Raw genomic sequence first — 15,802 nt, forward strand, 5'->3', positions numbered from 1 at the left:
CTGCATAAGTGCCCATCTGCGCTGATGTTGCCAGTGATATCAAAAACAAGACGACTAGCACACCGATTTGTCGTATCCGTGGCATGCGCTGCCTCCAATTTCTATGTGCATCACAGAACATCAGAGTTCTACACATACCCCTCTTCTATGTCCAGAAAATATTTGCGGACAAATGACGCCAGCGATGTCGCATTCCCAAAAGAGAACTGATTAATTCGCTTCCTCTTGATAGAAGAGATAAGAATAATCAGCGATTCCGGGCTTTTTGGGTTAATACCTCCAGAGCGAAATAAAGACAGGTGAGACCACGACGAAGGATTCCGAATCACTTTTTGCTTGTAAAAATTCTTTCTGTGCCCCTACTATGTTTCGCGAAAACAAATGTCAGATGGTTGGCCAATCGGAGCGTGTCGGTGCCAACCTACTCAAGAACCTTCGCCCGTATAGAGAGGCAGTATGTCCTGGAAGATGGTGCAATTACTGCTGAGCGCGGTGATGATACTTTTGGGTGCCGCAATGCCGGTTTATGCCAGTGATTGCGTAGCGCCCACTAAGGCCGAGCTTGACGCTGCACAGGCCTACTTTATTAACAGGCAGATAGTTCCGGTGACTGTGACCATCGCAACTGAAGCGCTCGAGCCGAACGACGAGTGCTTCTGGAAGATACGATTCTATTCGCGCTCATCTTCTCAATCGGCGACGTGGTTTCTATCTCCAGATCATCGATATCTGTTGCCCGCACTGTACGACTTGTCTTCAAAGCCCACGTTGCAAACGTGGAAAAAGAACGCCCGGCTGATGGATCTCCTTAGTTCAGGAAATCCTCCGATGGTAGGATCTGCAACTGCGCCGGTAGAGATCGTCATGTTTTCAGACTTCGAGTGTCCATACTGTCGGCAGCTTGAGAAGACAATGAAGGAAGAGATATTACCGCGATACGGGAACAAAATCAGAATTGTGTTCCGGCAATTTCCCCTTCAAACCCATAGTTGGGCGCACGAGGCGGCCCTTGTGACGAGTTGCATTGCCCGTGATGACGTTCCGACGTTCTGGCAGGTTAAGGAATTCATTTTCTCGAATCAAGAATCCATTACCGAAAGCAATCTTGTGCCGCTGATTGCCCCTCTGCTCAAGCAACGGCCTAACCTAGAACCTGAGGCCCTTGTTAGGTGTTCCCGTAGCCAAGAGACGCAAAGGTTGGTGGATCGGGATATGGAACTCGGCACGCAAAACGGCGTATACAGTACGCCCACCCTATTCATTAATGGCGTGTTAATGCGGGGAACGGGCGAAATTCAGAGACTGAACCCTCTAATCGAGGCGATGATCGCTCAGACCTCTAATGCAGCTACACAGGGCAGTAATCCTCATTGAGTCTAGAAGTGCCGATACAGGAGTATAGAAACCATGCTATTCAACCGGACATACGGAATAACGAACGGCGTTATTTGCGGTTTCGGGACGATCGCAATTCTCTGGTCGTCTTTGGCGAACTGTCAGACTCTTCATGCGGGCCCCCCCTCAAGTACGATGTCCTTGCCTATGTCGGGTCCAGAAAATGCTACACGGCCGACTTACGAGCATGGGAAGCTTATGAGATTTGTTCGTTCTTCCAGCAATGGATGGGCAAATAACATTTCGATTACAGATGCAGTCACTCAAAAAACAACATCGCTTCGATTCTGGCCCGCCAAAGTCCAAAACATGACGATCGTTGCCGTTTCCTATGGAGAAGACCAAAAGTTGTCGGTATCTGCGCACACCATGACTCCAACAGGACCGCAGTCATATCTATACACCGTGGATCAGGATGGAACAGCAATTCAGACGACGCCCACTGAAGATTACCTCGCTACGAGGATCGTGAGGATGGCCGATGGTTCGACATGGACACTGGGAATCGCCCATGCACTTCAAGAATCCACATCGAAACAATACAAAAACTACGATGCGTTCCGACACTATGCTGCTAATGGACAACTCCTGGAACACCTGTGGCCGCGGTGGGGAGACGACATTGATATTGTGACGAGCAGTACCCGCGAAGATGGTTCTAGGGTATTGATTGCGCACTCAAAGACTGGGATGCCGGACAAAACATTCGGGCCACCGTTCTTCGGTCCAACTTCTGGCTTTGCTCGACCAATGAGCTTGTTCATGGTGAACAACGGCGACAACGTCGTGATTTATGACGGCGTTAACTCGAAGATACATCTGTGGCAATCGAAGTTAAAGAAACTCACAAGTTGGAAAATTAGCGAGAGACTTTCCGGGATGAGCGTGAACGGGTTGGCTCTGCTTTCAAATGGAACAATTCTTGCGAGTCGAACTGGAGTTAGTGCGAATTCCAATGCTAGCGCAGGGGATGCGCACGCGGGCTTGTTTTCGCTTAAAGTGCTGAGCAATAGCTTTGCCACTTGGAGTCCAGTAAAAGTCGAGGGACGCGGGATGGCTACAACGGGGGACTTTCGGGTTCTCGGAAGCGATAACGGAAAGTTCGTATATGTTGATGCGGCGTTGTTTCCTCATCAGGCCGCTTGGGGATCAATTGAATCGACCCAACCGTAGGACATGAAGTGCCTAAGCGATTGATGTTTCAGTCGGAGCTTCAAAGGACAGATGTGATAGATCTACTCCCAGGTCGGTGTAATGAGGGGAAATTGCCCTTCGATTTCCTGATAGGTCGTGGCGCAACGCACTTGCGACACGCCGGTAGTCGTTCGCTGTTAGATCATCTCGATGGAACGCGCCGATTGCTAGAAGTTTGGAAGCAAGACTTGCATCTTCAGCATGCAGGTTTGTTTCACAGCGTCTATTCTACTGAAAGCTATCATCACAGCCTGATCCCGCTGAGCGAACGAGACACAATAAGAGAGTTGATCGGGGAGCAGGCCGAACGATTAGCTTATCTATTCTGCGTTGTTCCACGAAGCCAATATCTAAGCTTGGCGCGCTTTGGACCGCGAGAAGCCAAGCAGGTACGCCTTCATGATACAAATTTCGCCGGTGATGTAGTAGTTGGCGTGGACGACGTACGCGATCTAGTCACGCTATATCTAGCCAACATCGTTGAGCAACCGAATCCAGAGACTCCCCGGTTCGGAAATTGGTTACAAGATGTCAGTCAGGCGGCCGCCGCTCTCCGCTCGTTTGGAGCCGGTGATCGGCGAGACCCTCTCCCATTTGTTAGGGAACTGGATCGACCGGAATGTTGTGAGTTTCGGTACCAGTACCTTCGTGGTTGTGACGCACTCTCCGACGGGCTAATAGATGAAGCAATCGATCACATCGAGAAGGCTTTGGTCATCTGTGACTGGCTACCGGATCCCTGGCTGATTTTGGCCATAGCGCAAGCTGGCAGCAACGGAGAGGAGTGGCACGTGTCCAGCCGAAAAGGATTCGATCTACTGAATCGATGGGGCACTGCATGGGACCGGAACATCTCCCATCGATTGTGGGATGAATTTGGCGCAACTCTTACATCTCGAGATGGTCTTGCTTCGATGAGACCGAAGCTGATCGATCAACACATGGTGGGGCGTAAACGGTTGGTGCACAATTGCGGAGAAGGACCATGGCCAGGCAGGTTCATGGACTACCTGCAGAGTATGTCCTCCAATGGGGACCAACAAATGTCCGGTTGGTATCCATCGTTGCCGAGCAAACCGATTTACGAGTCACGAGCGTTATCGATTTCAAGGTTGCTTGAGGATAATTTCCCAAAAATCAAAAGCGAAGTAGAAGAACTATCGGGTCTAAGTTATCACCGAGAAGCAGAGCCGATTCCTCGAAAGGGAGATTGGGATGTATTTTTCCTGTACGAACAGGGACGCAGGAATGATCTGAATTGCTCTCAAGTTCCCACGATCGCGAAGATCATCGACAAACATCCCGCCGTACGGCGGGAATCGGGGCTGGTCTATATCTCTCGACTAGGTGCAAATTCAAATGTAGCTCCACATAATGGTCCCTTAAATTCTCGTTTGCGGCTGCATCTGGCGTTGAGGGTGCCCGCAGGGGATTGTGGTATGAGAGTTGGCAACGAAACACTCAGGTGGAGCGAAGGAGAATGCATCGTTTTCGATGACTTTGTGGAACACGAGGTATGGAATAGGACAGATCAAGAACGGCTCGTACTTTTAATGGATCTCTGGCATCCAGAGCTTACAGATACAGAGCGCGAGGCGATTGATATTCTCCAACGATTTGGAAATAAGCGCGGTTTCGCGATTGCAAAGTATTGGGAGAGAAACCGCGCCGCGTGCACTAATGGCAAAGCACCTCTAGAGGAAGACTAGAAGATAATCGTCCAGCTTCATGTGAAACTCGAGAATTTCGGAGAGGCAATGAATATGAATCGTAGAAATTTCTTATGGAGTTCGTTGAGTACTGCGTTTCTTGCAGGGATGAACTCGCCGCAGGCCTCAAGAAGCCGCATGTCCCCAGTTAACGATTCGAGCCCGGAAGTTTACTCGTTCGTGAAACCATCGGATCCGGGCTTCGAGCGGCTAGTCAATGCGTCCTTTCCAGGCATACTAGAACTGCCTGAGTGGCAGACTCATCGACGCAAACTTGTTCTTGTCCGGAATGGAACGAGCTTCGATATTTATGCTCACTCAGTCACCTGGTCAACAAACCACGATCTTGCACAGAAAAAAATCTACCGACGAACCTATATGTCACGCCCCGCACTGAATGACAAAGCCCTTGGCAGCGGCTGTAGACCGCTCTTGAAGCCTGGCGAAAGCGGAATCGTGACCCCCTTGGTTTTCTGTTCAAGTGGTCGATATATGGACAACGGCTTTAAGCTTGCTCTGGAGAAAATTGGAGATCGACACTCTGATGGTCAAGCGTTCTTGGCGGCAACTGCCGAGGACGAAGTGAATTGGAGCACAGACGGGGCAGTTTTCGATAACATCGCGATTGCTCCTCCCAATTCAAGAGGCCTTCTACATCTACTCGCACGTTTTGATGGAGAAAGGGAGGCAGCACAAGAAGCTCTTCTCGCCATTCAGAATGAAACTGACCCGTTTCATGCAATTACAGCATCACGGGGCTCCTCTAAGTCGTTCCAACATGCGTCAAGGTCAACATCGGCAACCTTCCAAAGAGCGAAGCGTGAGATGAGCGTAATGGTCAAAGTCGGCTTGGAGCAATTGGGAAGTGAAGCACTCCAACTGAAGCTCAGCAATCTACTCTCACGCCCCAAACTATACCCGCAAAGTTCTGCTGGGCTGTTTTCCGCTGATGGAATTTCCGTGGTTATCTAAACGAAAGGAAGAGATATGTCAGAGCCCCGCCTGAACAACGCCGTTACTACTAAGGATGCCGTAGCTATTCCAGAGACCACCCGCGAACCCATTAAGTTCGCCGAGAACTTAACAGAAGTGAACGATAATTTTTTCTTTGAATGCGGTGGCGATGGGGGAGGGGACGGGGGCGACTACGGAGATGGAGATTGGGGAGATGGCTGTGTCCCCGGATGGGACCCGGGTTGTGGTACGTGGTGCTGACGGTCCCAACCAGACCTGCTACTTTAGGCTGGAAGCCTCTTAGAAAGGCAACTTACGCTCCGTTGTTCGGTTTGGACTGTTTGGCACGATCTAGAGTGTCATCCGCTGACCTGCATGTTGCTGAAATTACGTCATCATGTTGATTTGATTCCTACAGGCCCGATCGGAGCGCGATTTCTCATGAGGCGACGTTGTCCTTTTGATCTCTTGATTCAAACCTCTTCGACAGTTTAGATATCTCGAACCATTTACGCTCGGGCAAAGTGGGAGAGTAAGAGTTGCCATCGTAACTGGAGCGGCGCAGGATATCGGACATCGCACTTCCGAAGTTTTTGGCTCAGGTTGGTTATGCCCTTTTACTGCTCGATCTGCAGCCCTGCGAACCGGTACTCGCGCTGCGTGCGGCGGGCTGTGACGTTGAAGGATTCACTGGCGACATCGCTGACGAAGCTTTCATTGCCTTGGCGGTCAAGGTCATCATGGAGCGTTGGGGCCGAGTCAACGTTCTTGTCAACGATGCGGGCATCGGTTTCATCGCTCCCGCTGAGACGATTGAAGCTCCTGCCTTTCGACGCGTGCTACCTCCAAGCCGTGAGTTGACTCCAAAATCCCAGAACCATGGCGAGCGATGATGGAGTACTGGAGGAAGTAGGGAAAATTGGACGATTTCGGGATATCGAATCAAATGAGCATCCGGACGAGGGGGAGCCATGTTGCGTAGCGATCGATTGCTTCGCAACTTAACCTACGTTTTAGGGGGCGAAGCGGAGTTTTTTCGATCTTACTTCTCCCAAGCTTGTTAGATGCTGCATCGGACTAGGTCGAGCGGACGGTTGAATAACTACCTTAGAGGTGCCAATCGGTTCCAACTGTGGGAAGTCATAGGAGAGACAATTTCTTAGTCTGGAAATCCATTAACTCGCAATCGACAGCTTGTTTACTTGGGTGCCGTTTCCTAGCCTTGATAGATTAATAAAGTTTTGTCGCAAACATTGGCGCTGCAGGTGATATAAAGTGGCGTTCCCGCCTGATCGACTTTACAGCACTCTTAGGAGACCTCATGTCGGGCTTGCTCCGTATTGCATTGACGTCGATAACTATCTGGCTCTCGACGCTTTCCGCATGCTACTCGCAGCAATATATGAAGGCCGTGAGCAATGTTGACGATGCGAAATTCGATAGCTGGGTGAAGAGACACGAGATTTCTAAATGCAGAGCCGTGGCTCCTGCAGCTTACCCGGATGGTCCTGGAGAGGTTATGGTCAGCCCGAAGCCATCGGGAGTCTGTTACTGGGATATCGATCGTACCGCTGAGGTCGCGCCCCCACCACTGTCGCTTCACGCAAGAACCCGTATCGTTGTGCGAATCAAACACCCGCGTCCAGACGAGTCAATCAACCCTAGCGTTGTGTACGCGAAGATTGCTCCTCCGAGCCCTGGAAATGATGTGCTAAAGAATGCGGTGAATCCTCTTCAAACGATCCAACCGTCTCCTGCCGTTGGAACCAGAATGTTTGACAAGTCTAATCTGCCGAGTGCAACCCTATGTGATACGAAGCGGGTGGGAGTGAGTAAGACCGCGGCCCAAGCTTGTCAAGCCTATCTAATCAACACGGTAAATTCGATTCTCGTATCAGTCAATCATGCAAATGCGGCATTGGCATGCTTCGAGAATTATCAGATTGCACAACCGGCAGCATCGCCCGAAGTATTGGTGACGCCTCCGTCGATAGCAGCCTACAAATGCGATTCGACCGTTCAGATCGATCCGGAGGAGAAGGGCACAACTAAGCAAGCAAACTTCGCTTATCAGAAGGCGTTAGTGAAAGCCGAGATGGAGAAAGCTATTTCGCTCCTACCGCCAACAGGGATCTTCAAAATCTTCGACAACTACATACAGGGAAAATCGGACAGCTTCACAGACGAGATTGCGGGAGACGCGCCGATCAATTCGGGGATTTTAGCAGTTCAGAGTGCTCAAGCAACACTACAACAGAACGATTTCATCATGATGCAGATCCCAGATTCGGTTCCAAGTCGGTTCTATTACTATGATGTGCCGGCTCTGACAGCTGCTACGGCGACAATCACTGCCACCGAAGTGATTAGCAAGGCATCGAACACGATCTCCACTTGGACAGCGAATGCCAATTCTTACAATATTGTCTTCTCTGCCGGGCTTGGGTTCGCGAACCTCGTGAACAGGTCATATGCGAATACTCCGCAAGTGAATAACGGGAAACCGGTTCTGGACGACAAGGGCAATACGGTTGCGATCGTGACCGAGACAGATACGCGTCTTGCGGTGCTTGCCCCAGAGGTACTCGGTAGCTATCTCCTGCCGCTTCCCCGAAAGGCCTATACCCTCTGCTCGTTCGGATGTTCGCTGCTTGTGAGTGGAGGGTTGGGGGCGAACCTTACATCCAAGACAGCAGACTTTGATACTGGTATCTCACTGCGCCTGTCGGACTTCCTTCTCACGCCCGCAATTCACTTTGGTAGAGAGCAACGTCTTATCAATGGAGTTACAGTCGGGGAGCAGATAGGAGCGGGGGCCCCAAGTACGCTTGCAACTCAAAGTAAGTGGGTGAGGAAATTTGGCTTTGTTCTCACTTATAACATTCCTTTGCTTTGATTGCAGAGCTTTCTACTCAGATCTTTTGATCTGTGCTATCCAGCTGATGATACAACGTCAATCCGTTACAAAAAGATTTGCTAGTTGTGGTGCATTTAGCGATCCGCCAAAGCAATCAAAGGAGATACTACAGGTGGCTGGCTGAACAGCCGTTATAGTTGCCATGTGATTAGCGGCGGACGCAGGTGTCCTGCTTCAATCGGGATTAACCGCTTTGTTTATTTAGGTAAGAAATACACCCTCCTCTCCTGGTCAGAGCGGCCGGCCTGTGGACCCCTTTATTGAGTGAGGACAACGAGTCGGCAACCCCTTCGTTTTGTCGGATCACTCGTGGCTCGTCGGTTGATGTTAAGTTGTACGACTTGATTGAACTGGATAGGCTCTGGCTGTGCCAAACGTCGACGACTATGCAATGTGGCTAAAGGATGAATGGCCCCTTGATCGATTCGAGGGATGGTCACGCGAGTATGGGCCGGTTCGCCATACCGTCAGTCCTGTAGCGAGAGAGACGCCGGTACTCTTCACGTTCTGGTCCTCATCGGATACAGAGTTCCCATCGTTTGTGAAATCTACCATTTCGCGACGGTATTTTGCATTCGCCAGTTGCGTTCAATGCGGTGCGATGATGGGCGTCTTTCAGACGCGCATCATCAAACGAGTTGGCGATCAAAGGCTCTACTTCGCGTGCGAGTGCGGACATCCGATTTGGCAGATGTGCTATCGGCACTTTGAGGTGGCACTGAATGTCATGGAGGACAGTGCCAAACGATATCGACGCAAACACCTACTGGCTGAAGCCGGAGGCCGACATTACGAAAAGGACATCGCTGAGATACTGGTTAAGCAGAAAAGGCGTTGCATCTACTGCAATCGTTTATTTGGCGCCTATCTAGCACCGACAAGAGATCACCTTCTTGCATTAACCCACGGCGGAGGGGATTGGCCTCTGAACATTGTGCTGGCCTGCCGCAGCTGCAATTCGAGCCGCTGCAATCTGCCGTTTCGGACCTACGTCCGCATGCTTAGCCCTACGCAGAACAAACGGATTCTTGCCCATCTGGTCAGGCGTCTAAGTGATCTTAAGGATGACGCAGCAACGCGGCAGGGTTTGGATTGCTTCGATTTTGCGCTGAGGCTCAATGACACCAAGAGTCTGCGCTTCAAGATGATGAAACATAAGCCTGCAGCGCGTCGAAACCTTATGCTCAACAAGCTCTTTCCTAACAGCGCCATTGGAGTTCAGAAGGCTTACATTTCGGTGCTGAAAAGAGAGATCGAGAGGAACTCCACCTCACCTACTTCACAACCCAGTCTCTCGTGACCATCGACGCCCTACTCACCTTGTTCCCAGCGTTGCATCAGGTAAACGCCGCCGTTCGGACCATCTCAATGGTCTACAACGAGATAACTGAGAGGCGTGCGCCGGTGCTTGATCGCAAAGCACGCTTGAAGACTGGGTTCGACAGTTGGAATTTGGTTCATTGCATGCAGACGAATCGAGGTCCAGATGCGGAATCGCAACGGCCACCGATAAAGGTCGATTGTGGACTTAATCGGCAAGATAGAAGCAGGCTCTCAATCGCAGAAGACTCTCAAATCGACTTGTAGCTGAGAACAGTTCGCATTAAGGCTCGAAAGCAGATAAACCACCTGACCGGAGACTGGAGTCCACTGATTTTGGTTCCGAAGTTGTTCCAATAAGCTGTCTTTACTGAGGCTGGCCCCCAACACAAGCCATACCTCCTTTTTCCCGTCCGGATGGTCGAGCACGTCCGAACGAATCTTCTCCCAAAGAACTTCGCCCTCCGGAAGAGTGGCAGTTCCCCTTCTCCATCGGAGCACTTTGGTTGTGGACCAGAGGGCCTTGCGATTCCATCGTGCGATCTCCGGAGGTTTGGGACCGGACCTAGCTAAAACGCCCAAATTCTTCAGTGCTTGGGCCACGACGACGTGAAGTGCAGAGGCGGATACCTGATTCTCATCGCCATGCTTTGCATGTATAAGGCTGATTCTCCGGTGTCGAAAGCTGACACAAACGAAGTCCGCGATCTCTTTGCCAAGGTCGTCGCAGAAAACGAAATCAGCGTCCGGGAAATGCGTCGCAATGAGGCCATCTTCGTTCCGCCAATCGATCACGCCAAATAGACTTGATTTGACCCAGCTCCGCTGTTTCGCCCGCTGTTGCCCCTTCTCGCTTGTTACAGTTTCCAGAACGCTCTCTGTCGTGAGAAGGCCGCCCAGCCGATCCTCAGCAAACGAGTAATCGATCTTATAAAAGGATTGCGCGTTATAGAAAATATCCGGTTCCCTCATCGCAACCGTGAATTGTTCGTCGTTATTGTTCAAAAAACTAACTGCCCCATGCGATTCTTTTCCTTCTCCTTCGGTTACGAAGACACCTGCATTCCAACGCTCTCCTTGAACAATGAATCGATTTGTCTTGGAGTGATAAACGAGGGCGAACGTGTAGTGTTGTTCTTGTTGAGGGCCAACCAGTCTGCAGAAAATGACGGTGCCACGAAAACGAGGATTACCTGAATCGTCGTTGTCAACGGAAAGCTTAATGATGGTCTCTTTGGGCCACAATGCATTTCCTGCCTCATCCATCATTTCCGCATCTCCCTCAAAAATGTTAAGGACAAGGTATGTGGCTTGGATCGTCATCGGCGGTTCCGCTGGCGCAAGGTATCGCTGAAAGAATTCGGGAAGTCGTCTACGCTGGGACCGAATCAAAGCGGCGAAATCTTTGGTCCACGAAACAAACTGATCGAGACTGAACTCGTTTCGATCGACGGCATATAGCTGTTCAGAAATTCTCCCTCGAGAAAATCCAAGATAATGCCGTCGCGGGGAATCGGTCACCCTCTCGGGTGGAACGGTTGCACGGACGTTCATGCACATAAAGATTGAATCTGTGAGTTGAGGAGAAGTTGCCGCGAGATCACTGGAGGATATCGTTGATCGTTTTATGCTTGGTCCGGCTGGCCACGGATTCTGTAACGATACTCCGTGGGGTACCGACTTCTCTGTGAGGACCTTTCCAAGGTCACTTTGGTTCAATTTTCTTGTGTGCTCATTCACATATACGTCTGGGTATCTTCCTTCCGTGTCCGTGAGAAATAATAGTTTGTTGTGTGAAACCGCTGCCATCGCCCCTAAACGGATTTCGTACTGTGATCCGCTAATGAGAACCGGAGAGTTCGAAAACATCGCATAGGTCCAGAGACGCGCGTCGTCTGCTCCCGTTTCATATCCCAGGGCAGGGCCGAGAAGAATGCAGTCATCTAGTTGGAGAAAATCAGAAATGAAAGCCGAACACTGATCCCAATCAAATGAATTCAAAACTGTGCGCACTACCGCGCTTGGAAGTAGTCGGATCTCGTTTTTGAGGCTTGGCTCTCCGGGTTCGAATCTGCGCCGGAATTGACCGTCGAAATATTCCATGTCTGGTTGCGCCGACAACAATCCGTGCAGGAGATTTCTGTAACGGAATGGATCGTTAAGGCCAGGTTGTGTTTCGAAAGCTCGATAGTTGTTCCACGAACGTTTAATTGGAAGAGTGGACGAATACAAAACGATCGCGGGGTTGCTATCTCGTGTTTGGCGACGAAGGATACGTCCGATCTGCTGAATAAGTTTTCGATCGTTCCGAATGCGATTTAGGATGGCTAGAACGCGAAACCGCTTATCGTCCAAGCCCTCCGTAAGCTTATTCTGGTGCACCCAAACATCGAAATCCACTGAGCGAGGATCTGGAGTGTCTTGTTTGAGCCACGTCTCTTTCTCTTTTCCGAATCGGTCGTGGATACCAACTGCGTTGATTCCGAGCACTCGAAGCCGCTTTGTCACCGACTTCACCGTCGCCATGTCCCCGCAGCAAACAATCGCTCTCGCATCGCGAGAATGTTTTGTTTTCCGTAACACAGTCCAGAAAGTATTGAATTCAGCGCACCACGGAGTTAGGTCGCTCGGTCTCCGAGGTTCAGGGGCTTTCATTTCTTGCAGGGTCAATGATCGGATGATTTGATCGCGTTCGGCATCTTCGTGCGTGTAGTGGAAGATATGCTCCGGGAGAACTCTGAAGAGTTTGAGGTCATTCCGATATGGAGTCGCAGTGAGAAGTAGAGTTGGGACGTTAAGCTGCTTGACTGCCTGGCCCCATTCGACCGCCGGCTCATAGTGGCCTTCATCGACAAGCACCTGCGAAAGCCTCGCCGCCAATGCGTCATAGGATGACCTGTAGCGCTTGAAAAGAGAAATGAGGGTCGTGAATGTTGCGACCAGGACGACATGCGCATCCTCCTTGCCCAAGACCTCATCAACATTGCTCGGTAACAAACGCAAAACCCTTGGCGCCGGGCTAGGCCGCCACTCGGAAATGTTCCAAAACCTCTCTCTTAGGTCTCCAATCAACTGAGCGCAAAGATTTGCCCATGGGGTCAAGACAAGGGTCCATTTCGGAGGCGGAAGTGCAACGGAAAGCACCGCAATCACACCGGTCTTTCCGGTTCCGGTAGGCATCCGAATTAAGGAAGCAGTTGAAGGCTGCTCGTGGCGAAGCAGACGAATGGAAAATGCGATTGCCTTCTTCTGGTGATCCCAAAGCTTCGCTTCAAGTGGTTTTGGCAGAGTATTCATGTTTGTACCTGACACGACACTGATATGTCGGCCATCAAGTTGACTTCAAGGTTGCCGACATATACCTGTTCGAATGATCGAGGCACACGCCGATCCATCACTTTAGGGTGCTTTCAAGAGAAGAGTCACGATATCAGGCGAATGGCATCAGGGATGGAGCCCTGCGGCCTCTGAAATTGTACTGTCCGCGAGGGCTGAGAAGAGGAATTGAGTATACGGGCTTGTCGCCAGAAATGGTCGTCGTTTTCGCCGCCAACGCACTCGTTGTTACCGTAGTAGTCCAGCAGGTCGATCTATCCCTGGGCACATAGACTTTACACTTGCGCACTTTCTTCGTTTGGGGGGGGAACGATCTGCTGACATAGCCGCGTCCGGAAAAGCGATCCAGCCAAACAGCCTTAACAAGCGTTGCACTTATGACCATTGATACTCAACGTTCTATGCAGATAGAACGTTGAGTATCAATGCGTGTTCTATTTCGCACCACAAAACGAAATAGAGATGCGAGGCTTCGCAGACCAACACGTTCATGGGTACTTCTTGAGGCCAAATCAGGCAGCATTCGCTACCGCATTTTCATTATTATCAAGCATCGTTCGAGATGCTACCAAATGTCCGAAGGCATATGGTGGTGCAGTCGCAGAGACTGTCTCAATATCGACTAAGGCCAATGCGGAACACGCGATAACTTCATAAGCTTGTCCACCATTGAGTCGACGCATCAGTTCAGCCAGTGCTTGACATGCTGCGATCTGCCCAACGAAGGGGACAGCAACCGTTCGGGAGGCGAGCTGAGCCACCCCGCAGGCATCGAGTCCCTTCTCTAGTAGTGCTTGGTAGGCAGGCAAGTGGGAGACCTGAGTACCTGCAGTACCCACTTGGGCGGACCACAAATCGGAGGCTTTTCGGGAGGCGGGAAAGGTGTGTATCGACATGCTTCGGAAAGCTTCTGGCCCTCCTCCTAACCCAAACTCAACAACAAGACCGAAACCAACCGCCTCTAGTTGAGCGCGAGCCATTGCGTTGTCGACGCCACAGAGTGCGACGCGCGGATCCTCTGGTCCAAGCTTCATCCACGTTCCGAATGGGCGTTCCTCCAAGGAAGTTAGAAATCCGCGTTCTTCCAGCCATCTACCGACGGCTCGGGCCTTCTTCTGGCCTGCCTTGGTCACATCGGAAAGCAAAGATGTACTCCAGTTGGACTCAGTGATTACATCGAAATCGTTAAGAATCAGCTGGACCATACCTTTGTCAGCAAAAGGTAGACCTTGAGCCGTTTGCCATAAGCAAGCGCCTTCGCGATGTCCGCATCGCCATGGCTGGAAAGGTTCGAACGGAAGAGGGCGTATCCACCGAAGGTATCGGATTGGACCGTGATATATCCGGAGGGTTGAGTGCCTTTCCACCCCGGTGGCAAAACGAGGTATCGTCCGCCCTTGCCCAGATCAGCACCGATCAATCCTGCGTCTTCCAACGGCATCTGCCACACAGTATCGATGTTGGCTGCAAAAGCTCCAGTATCCGCCGGAGGAACGTCGATCACGAGTGGCCCTGCATCCCTTGTGTTGAAGAAGATCATGAAGTAAAGCGCATCTGGATTGGGCGTAAGTGTCTGGTTGTTCCAGTCCATTGGCCTTGACCAGTAAACAATCTCGTTTTGTTTCGAGGCCGTTTTGGTGAGCATCTCCTGCAGCATGAGGTCGTAATTGACGGCGGGCATGCCCCAGACAACTGCCTGTACGGCGCGGGCTCGGAGAACAGATTCTTTTACATCCCCGTGAGTGTCCTGAGCAGACATTACCGGGGTTGCCTGTTTGTTTTGTCCTTCGCATTCGGAGACCGAAAGCATGAAGAACGCCGCTGCTATCGATAGCGCGATTTTGGAAACTATTTTCTCCATTGGCTTCTCCTCAAACGTTAGGAAACATAACTACTGTGCAATAGCTCCATCGAGGGTGCTGTCAATCCCTCGCACGGCCATCACCGCACCCACAAAGCAGACTGCAAGGCAAACTCCCTGCACACCCAGCCATAGGTCTTTGCCTTCATGAATTGGCGTGAAGTAGAAGTCCGGCCACATATGATTGACCACGAAGTAAAACAGATACCCCGCAACAAACTCCCCAAGGATGCCGTAGAAGCAAAGTGGCAGAGCCATCTTCACTGTTGCCGTCACCGGCACCGCGGAATCACGCGCACACATCCGGAAACAAAGCCCAAAGGCCACCATCGCAAGGCTGCCCAGCTGCGTGTCATAGACCGCCAGGGTCCACGGGCAGCCCCACCACAGCGTCACGTTCTTCAGAAATGCTTCATGCACTTCCTCCATTGCACCATGCATGTAATGCGCCCACGGTCCAAAGCCGATGAACAAGCCAAAGACAAACAGCCAAAGACCACGCCGCACAAATTTAGAGCCCAGTTCCATCGTCGTCATGAGGGCTGTCCCTTTCGTTTAACGAGCGTGCTTTACAGCAGTCCAGTGGCCGCATGTGATCTCTTCCTTGGGCCAGTAGTTCTACATCTCATCAAAGCCATGTGCGGTGGGAAGATCTCGGGCTTGTCCCCGAGATGCCACTTGCCCAGCATGACTGTCGAATAATCGGACTTCTTCATTGCTTCCGCCACGATTGGCGTCAGCGCGGTTAGGCCATTCGGATCACCCGGCACAAGCACGGAAGAAAGCGAGCTGCGAATGGGAACTCGCCCCGTGATGAACGAGACGCGACCCGCTGTACAGCTGGCTTGACCGTAGTAATTCACGAGCCGCATACCTTCAGCGGCCATGCGGTCGAGGGTTGGGGTCGGTGCACCTCGCATCGCGCCTCCGCCATAGCTCCCAAGGTCACCCCGGCCAACATCGTCAGTCGTGATCACCATAAGGTTTGGCTTCTTACCTGCGCCGTCTGAGAGCAAGTTCCCGTCAATAAAGCGACGGCACAAACGCTGTTTGCCAAACGTGTAATCCACTTGATCGCGATGCTCATGAGATTTCCACCTTTAGGTTTCTCGATTG

Annotated in this window: 12 protein-coding genes; 7 read left to right on the forward strand and 5 right to left on the reverse strand. The window is 51.2% G+C overall.

Annotation, left to right across the window (positions count from 1 at the left end):
• Positions 1 to 456: 456 nt before the first annotated feature.
• The 7 genes from BLT38_RS05555 to BLT38_RS05590 all read left to right on the forward strand — a co-directional run bounded on the left by BLT38_RS05555 (position 457) and on the right by BLT38_RS05590 (position 9,469).
• Positions 457 to 1,374, forward strand: a complete 918-nt coding sequence (locus BLT38_RS05555; protein WP_083344292.1) for a thioredoxin domain-containing protein — start codon at positions 457 to 459, stop codon at positions 1,372 to 1,374.
• Positions 1,375 to 1,542: 168 nt separating this feature from the next.
• A complete protein-coding gene (locus BLT38_RS05560; protein ID WP_269456835.1) occupies positions 1,543 to 2,568 on the forward strand; it encodes a PapG chaperone-binding domain-containing protein in 1,026 nt (341 codons plus the stop codon).
• 23 nt (positions 2,569 to 2,591) lie between these two features.
• Entirely contained in the window at positions 2,592 to 4,298 is a 1,707-nt protein-coding gene (locus BLT38_RS05565) for an aspartyl/asparaginyl beta-hydroxylase domain-containing protein (protein WP_083344294.1), read from the forward strand.
• Positions 4,299 to 4,346: 48 nt separating this feature from the next.
• Positions 4,347 to 5,270, forward strand: coding sequence for a hypothetical protein (locus BLT38_RS05570; RefSeq protein ID WP_156785030.1), 924 nt, complete (start codon positions 4,347 to 4,349; stop codon positions 5,268 to 5,270).
• A 575-nt stretch (positions 5,271 to 5,845) separates the two neighbouring features.
• Entirely contained in the window at positions 5,846 to 6,145 is a 300-nt protein-coding gene (locus BLT38_RS05580; protein WP_172838160.1) for an SDR family NAD(P)-dependent oxidoreductase, read from the forward strand.
• A 428-nt stretch (positions 6,146 to 6,573) separates the two neighbouring features.
• The gene (locus tag BLT38_RS05585; protein ID WP_083344298.1) at positions 6,574 to 8,148 is read left to right on the forward strand and encodes a hypothetical protein; all 1,575 of its coding nucleotides are present in this window, start codon (positions 6,574 to 6,576) and stop codon (positions 8,146 to 8,148) included.
• A gap of 388 nt (positions 8,149 to 8,536) precedes the next feature.
• Positions 8,537 to 9,469, forward strand: a complete 933-nt coding sequence (locus tag BLT38_RS05590; RefSeq protein ID WP_156785031.1) for an HNH endonuclease — start codon at positions 8,537 to 8,539, stop codon at positions 9,467 to 9,469.
• 254 nt (positions 9,470 to 9,723) lie between these two features.
• Here the strand turns inward: BLT38_RS05590 and BLT38_RS05595 are convergent, their stop codons facing one another.
• The 5 genes from BLT38_RS05595 to BLT38_RS05615 all read right to left on the reverse strand — a co-directional run bounded on the left by BLT38_RS05595 (position 9,724) and on the right by BLT38_RS05615 (position 15,666).
• Positions 9,724 to 12,786: a DEAD/DEAH box helicase gene (locus BLT38_RS05595; RefSeq protein ID WP_083344300.1), complete on the reverse strand. Its 3,063-nt coding sequence runs from the start codon at positions 12,784 to 12,786 to the stop codon at positions 9,724 to 9,726.
• A 551-nt stretch (positions 12,787 to 13,337) separates the two neighbouring features.
• Positions 13,338 to 14,030 carry a hypothetical protein gene (locus BLT38_RS05600; protein ID WP_083344301.1) on the reverse strand — a complete coding sequence of 231 codons (693 nt, stop codon included), beginning with the start codon at positions 14,028 to 14,030 and terminating at the stop codon, positions 13,338 to 13,340.
• Positions 14,018 to 14,506: a DUF1254 domain-containing protein gene (locus tag BLT38_RS05605; RefSeq protein ID WP_231966771.1), complete on the reverse strand. Its 489-nt coding sequence runs from the start codon at positions 14,504 to 14,506 to the stop codon at positions 14,018 to 14,020. The genes BLT38_RS05600 and BLT38_RS05605 overlap by 13 nt, the downstream gene beginning before the upstream one ends.
• Positions 14,507 to 14,716: 210 nt before the next feature.
• Positions 14,717 to 15,223 carry a hypothetical protein gene (locus tag BLT38_RS05610; protein ID WP_083344302.1) on the reverse strand — a complete coding sequence of 169 codons (507 nt, stop codon included), beginning with the start codon at positions 15,221 to 15,223 and terminating at the stop codon, positions 14,717 to 14,719.
• Between the two features lie 32 nt (positions 15,224 to 15,255).
• Positions 15,256 to 15,666 (reverse strand): sulfatase-like hydrolase/transferase, encoded by a 411-nt coding sequence (locus BLT38_RS05615; protein WP_231966772.1) that lies wholly within the window; start codon positions 15,664 to 15,666, stop codon positions 15,256 to 15,258.
• Positions 15,667 to 15,802 lie beyond the last annotated feature (136 nt).

The sequence above is a fragment of the Terriglobus roseus genome (assembly GCF_900102185.1).
GTDB classification, from domain to species: Bacteria; Acidobacteriota; Terriglobia; order Terriglobales; family Acidobacteriaceae; genus Terriglobus; species Terriglobus roseus_A.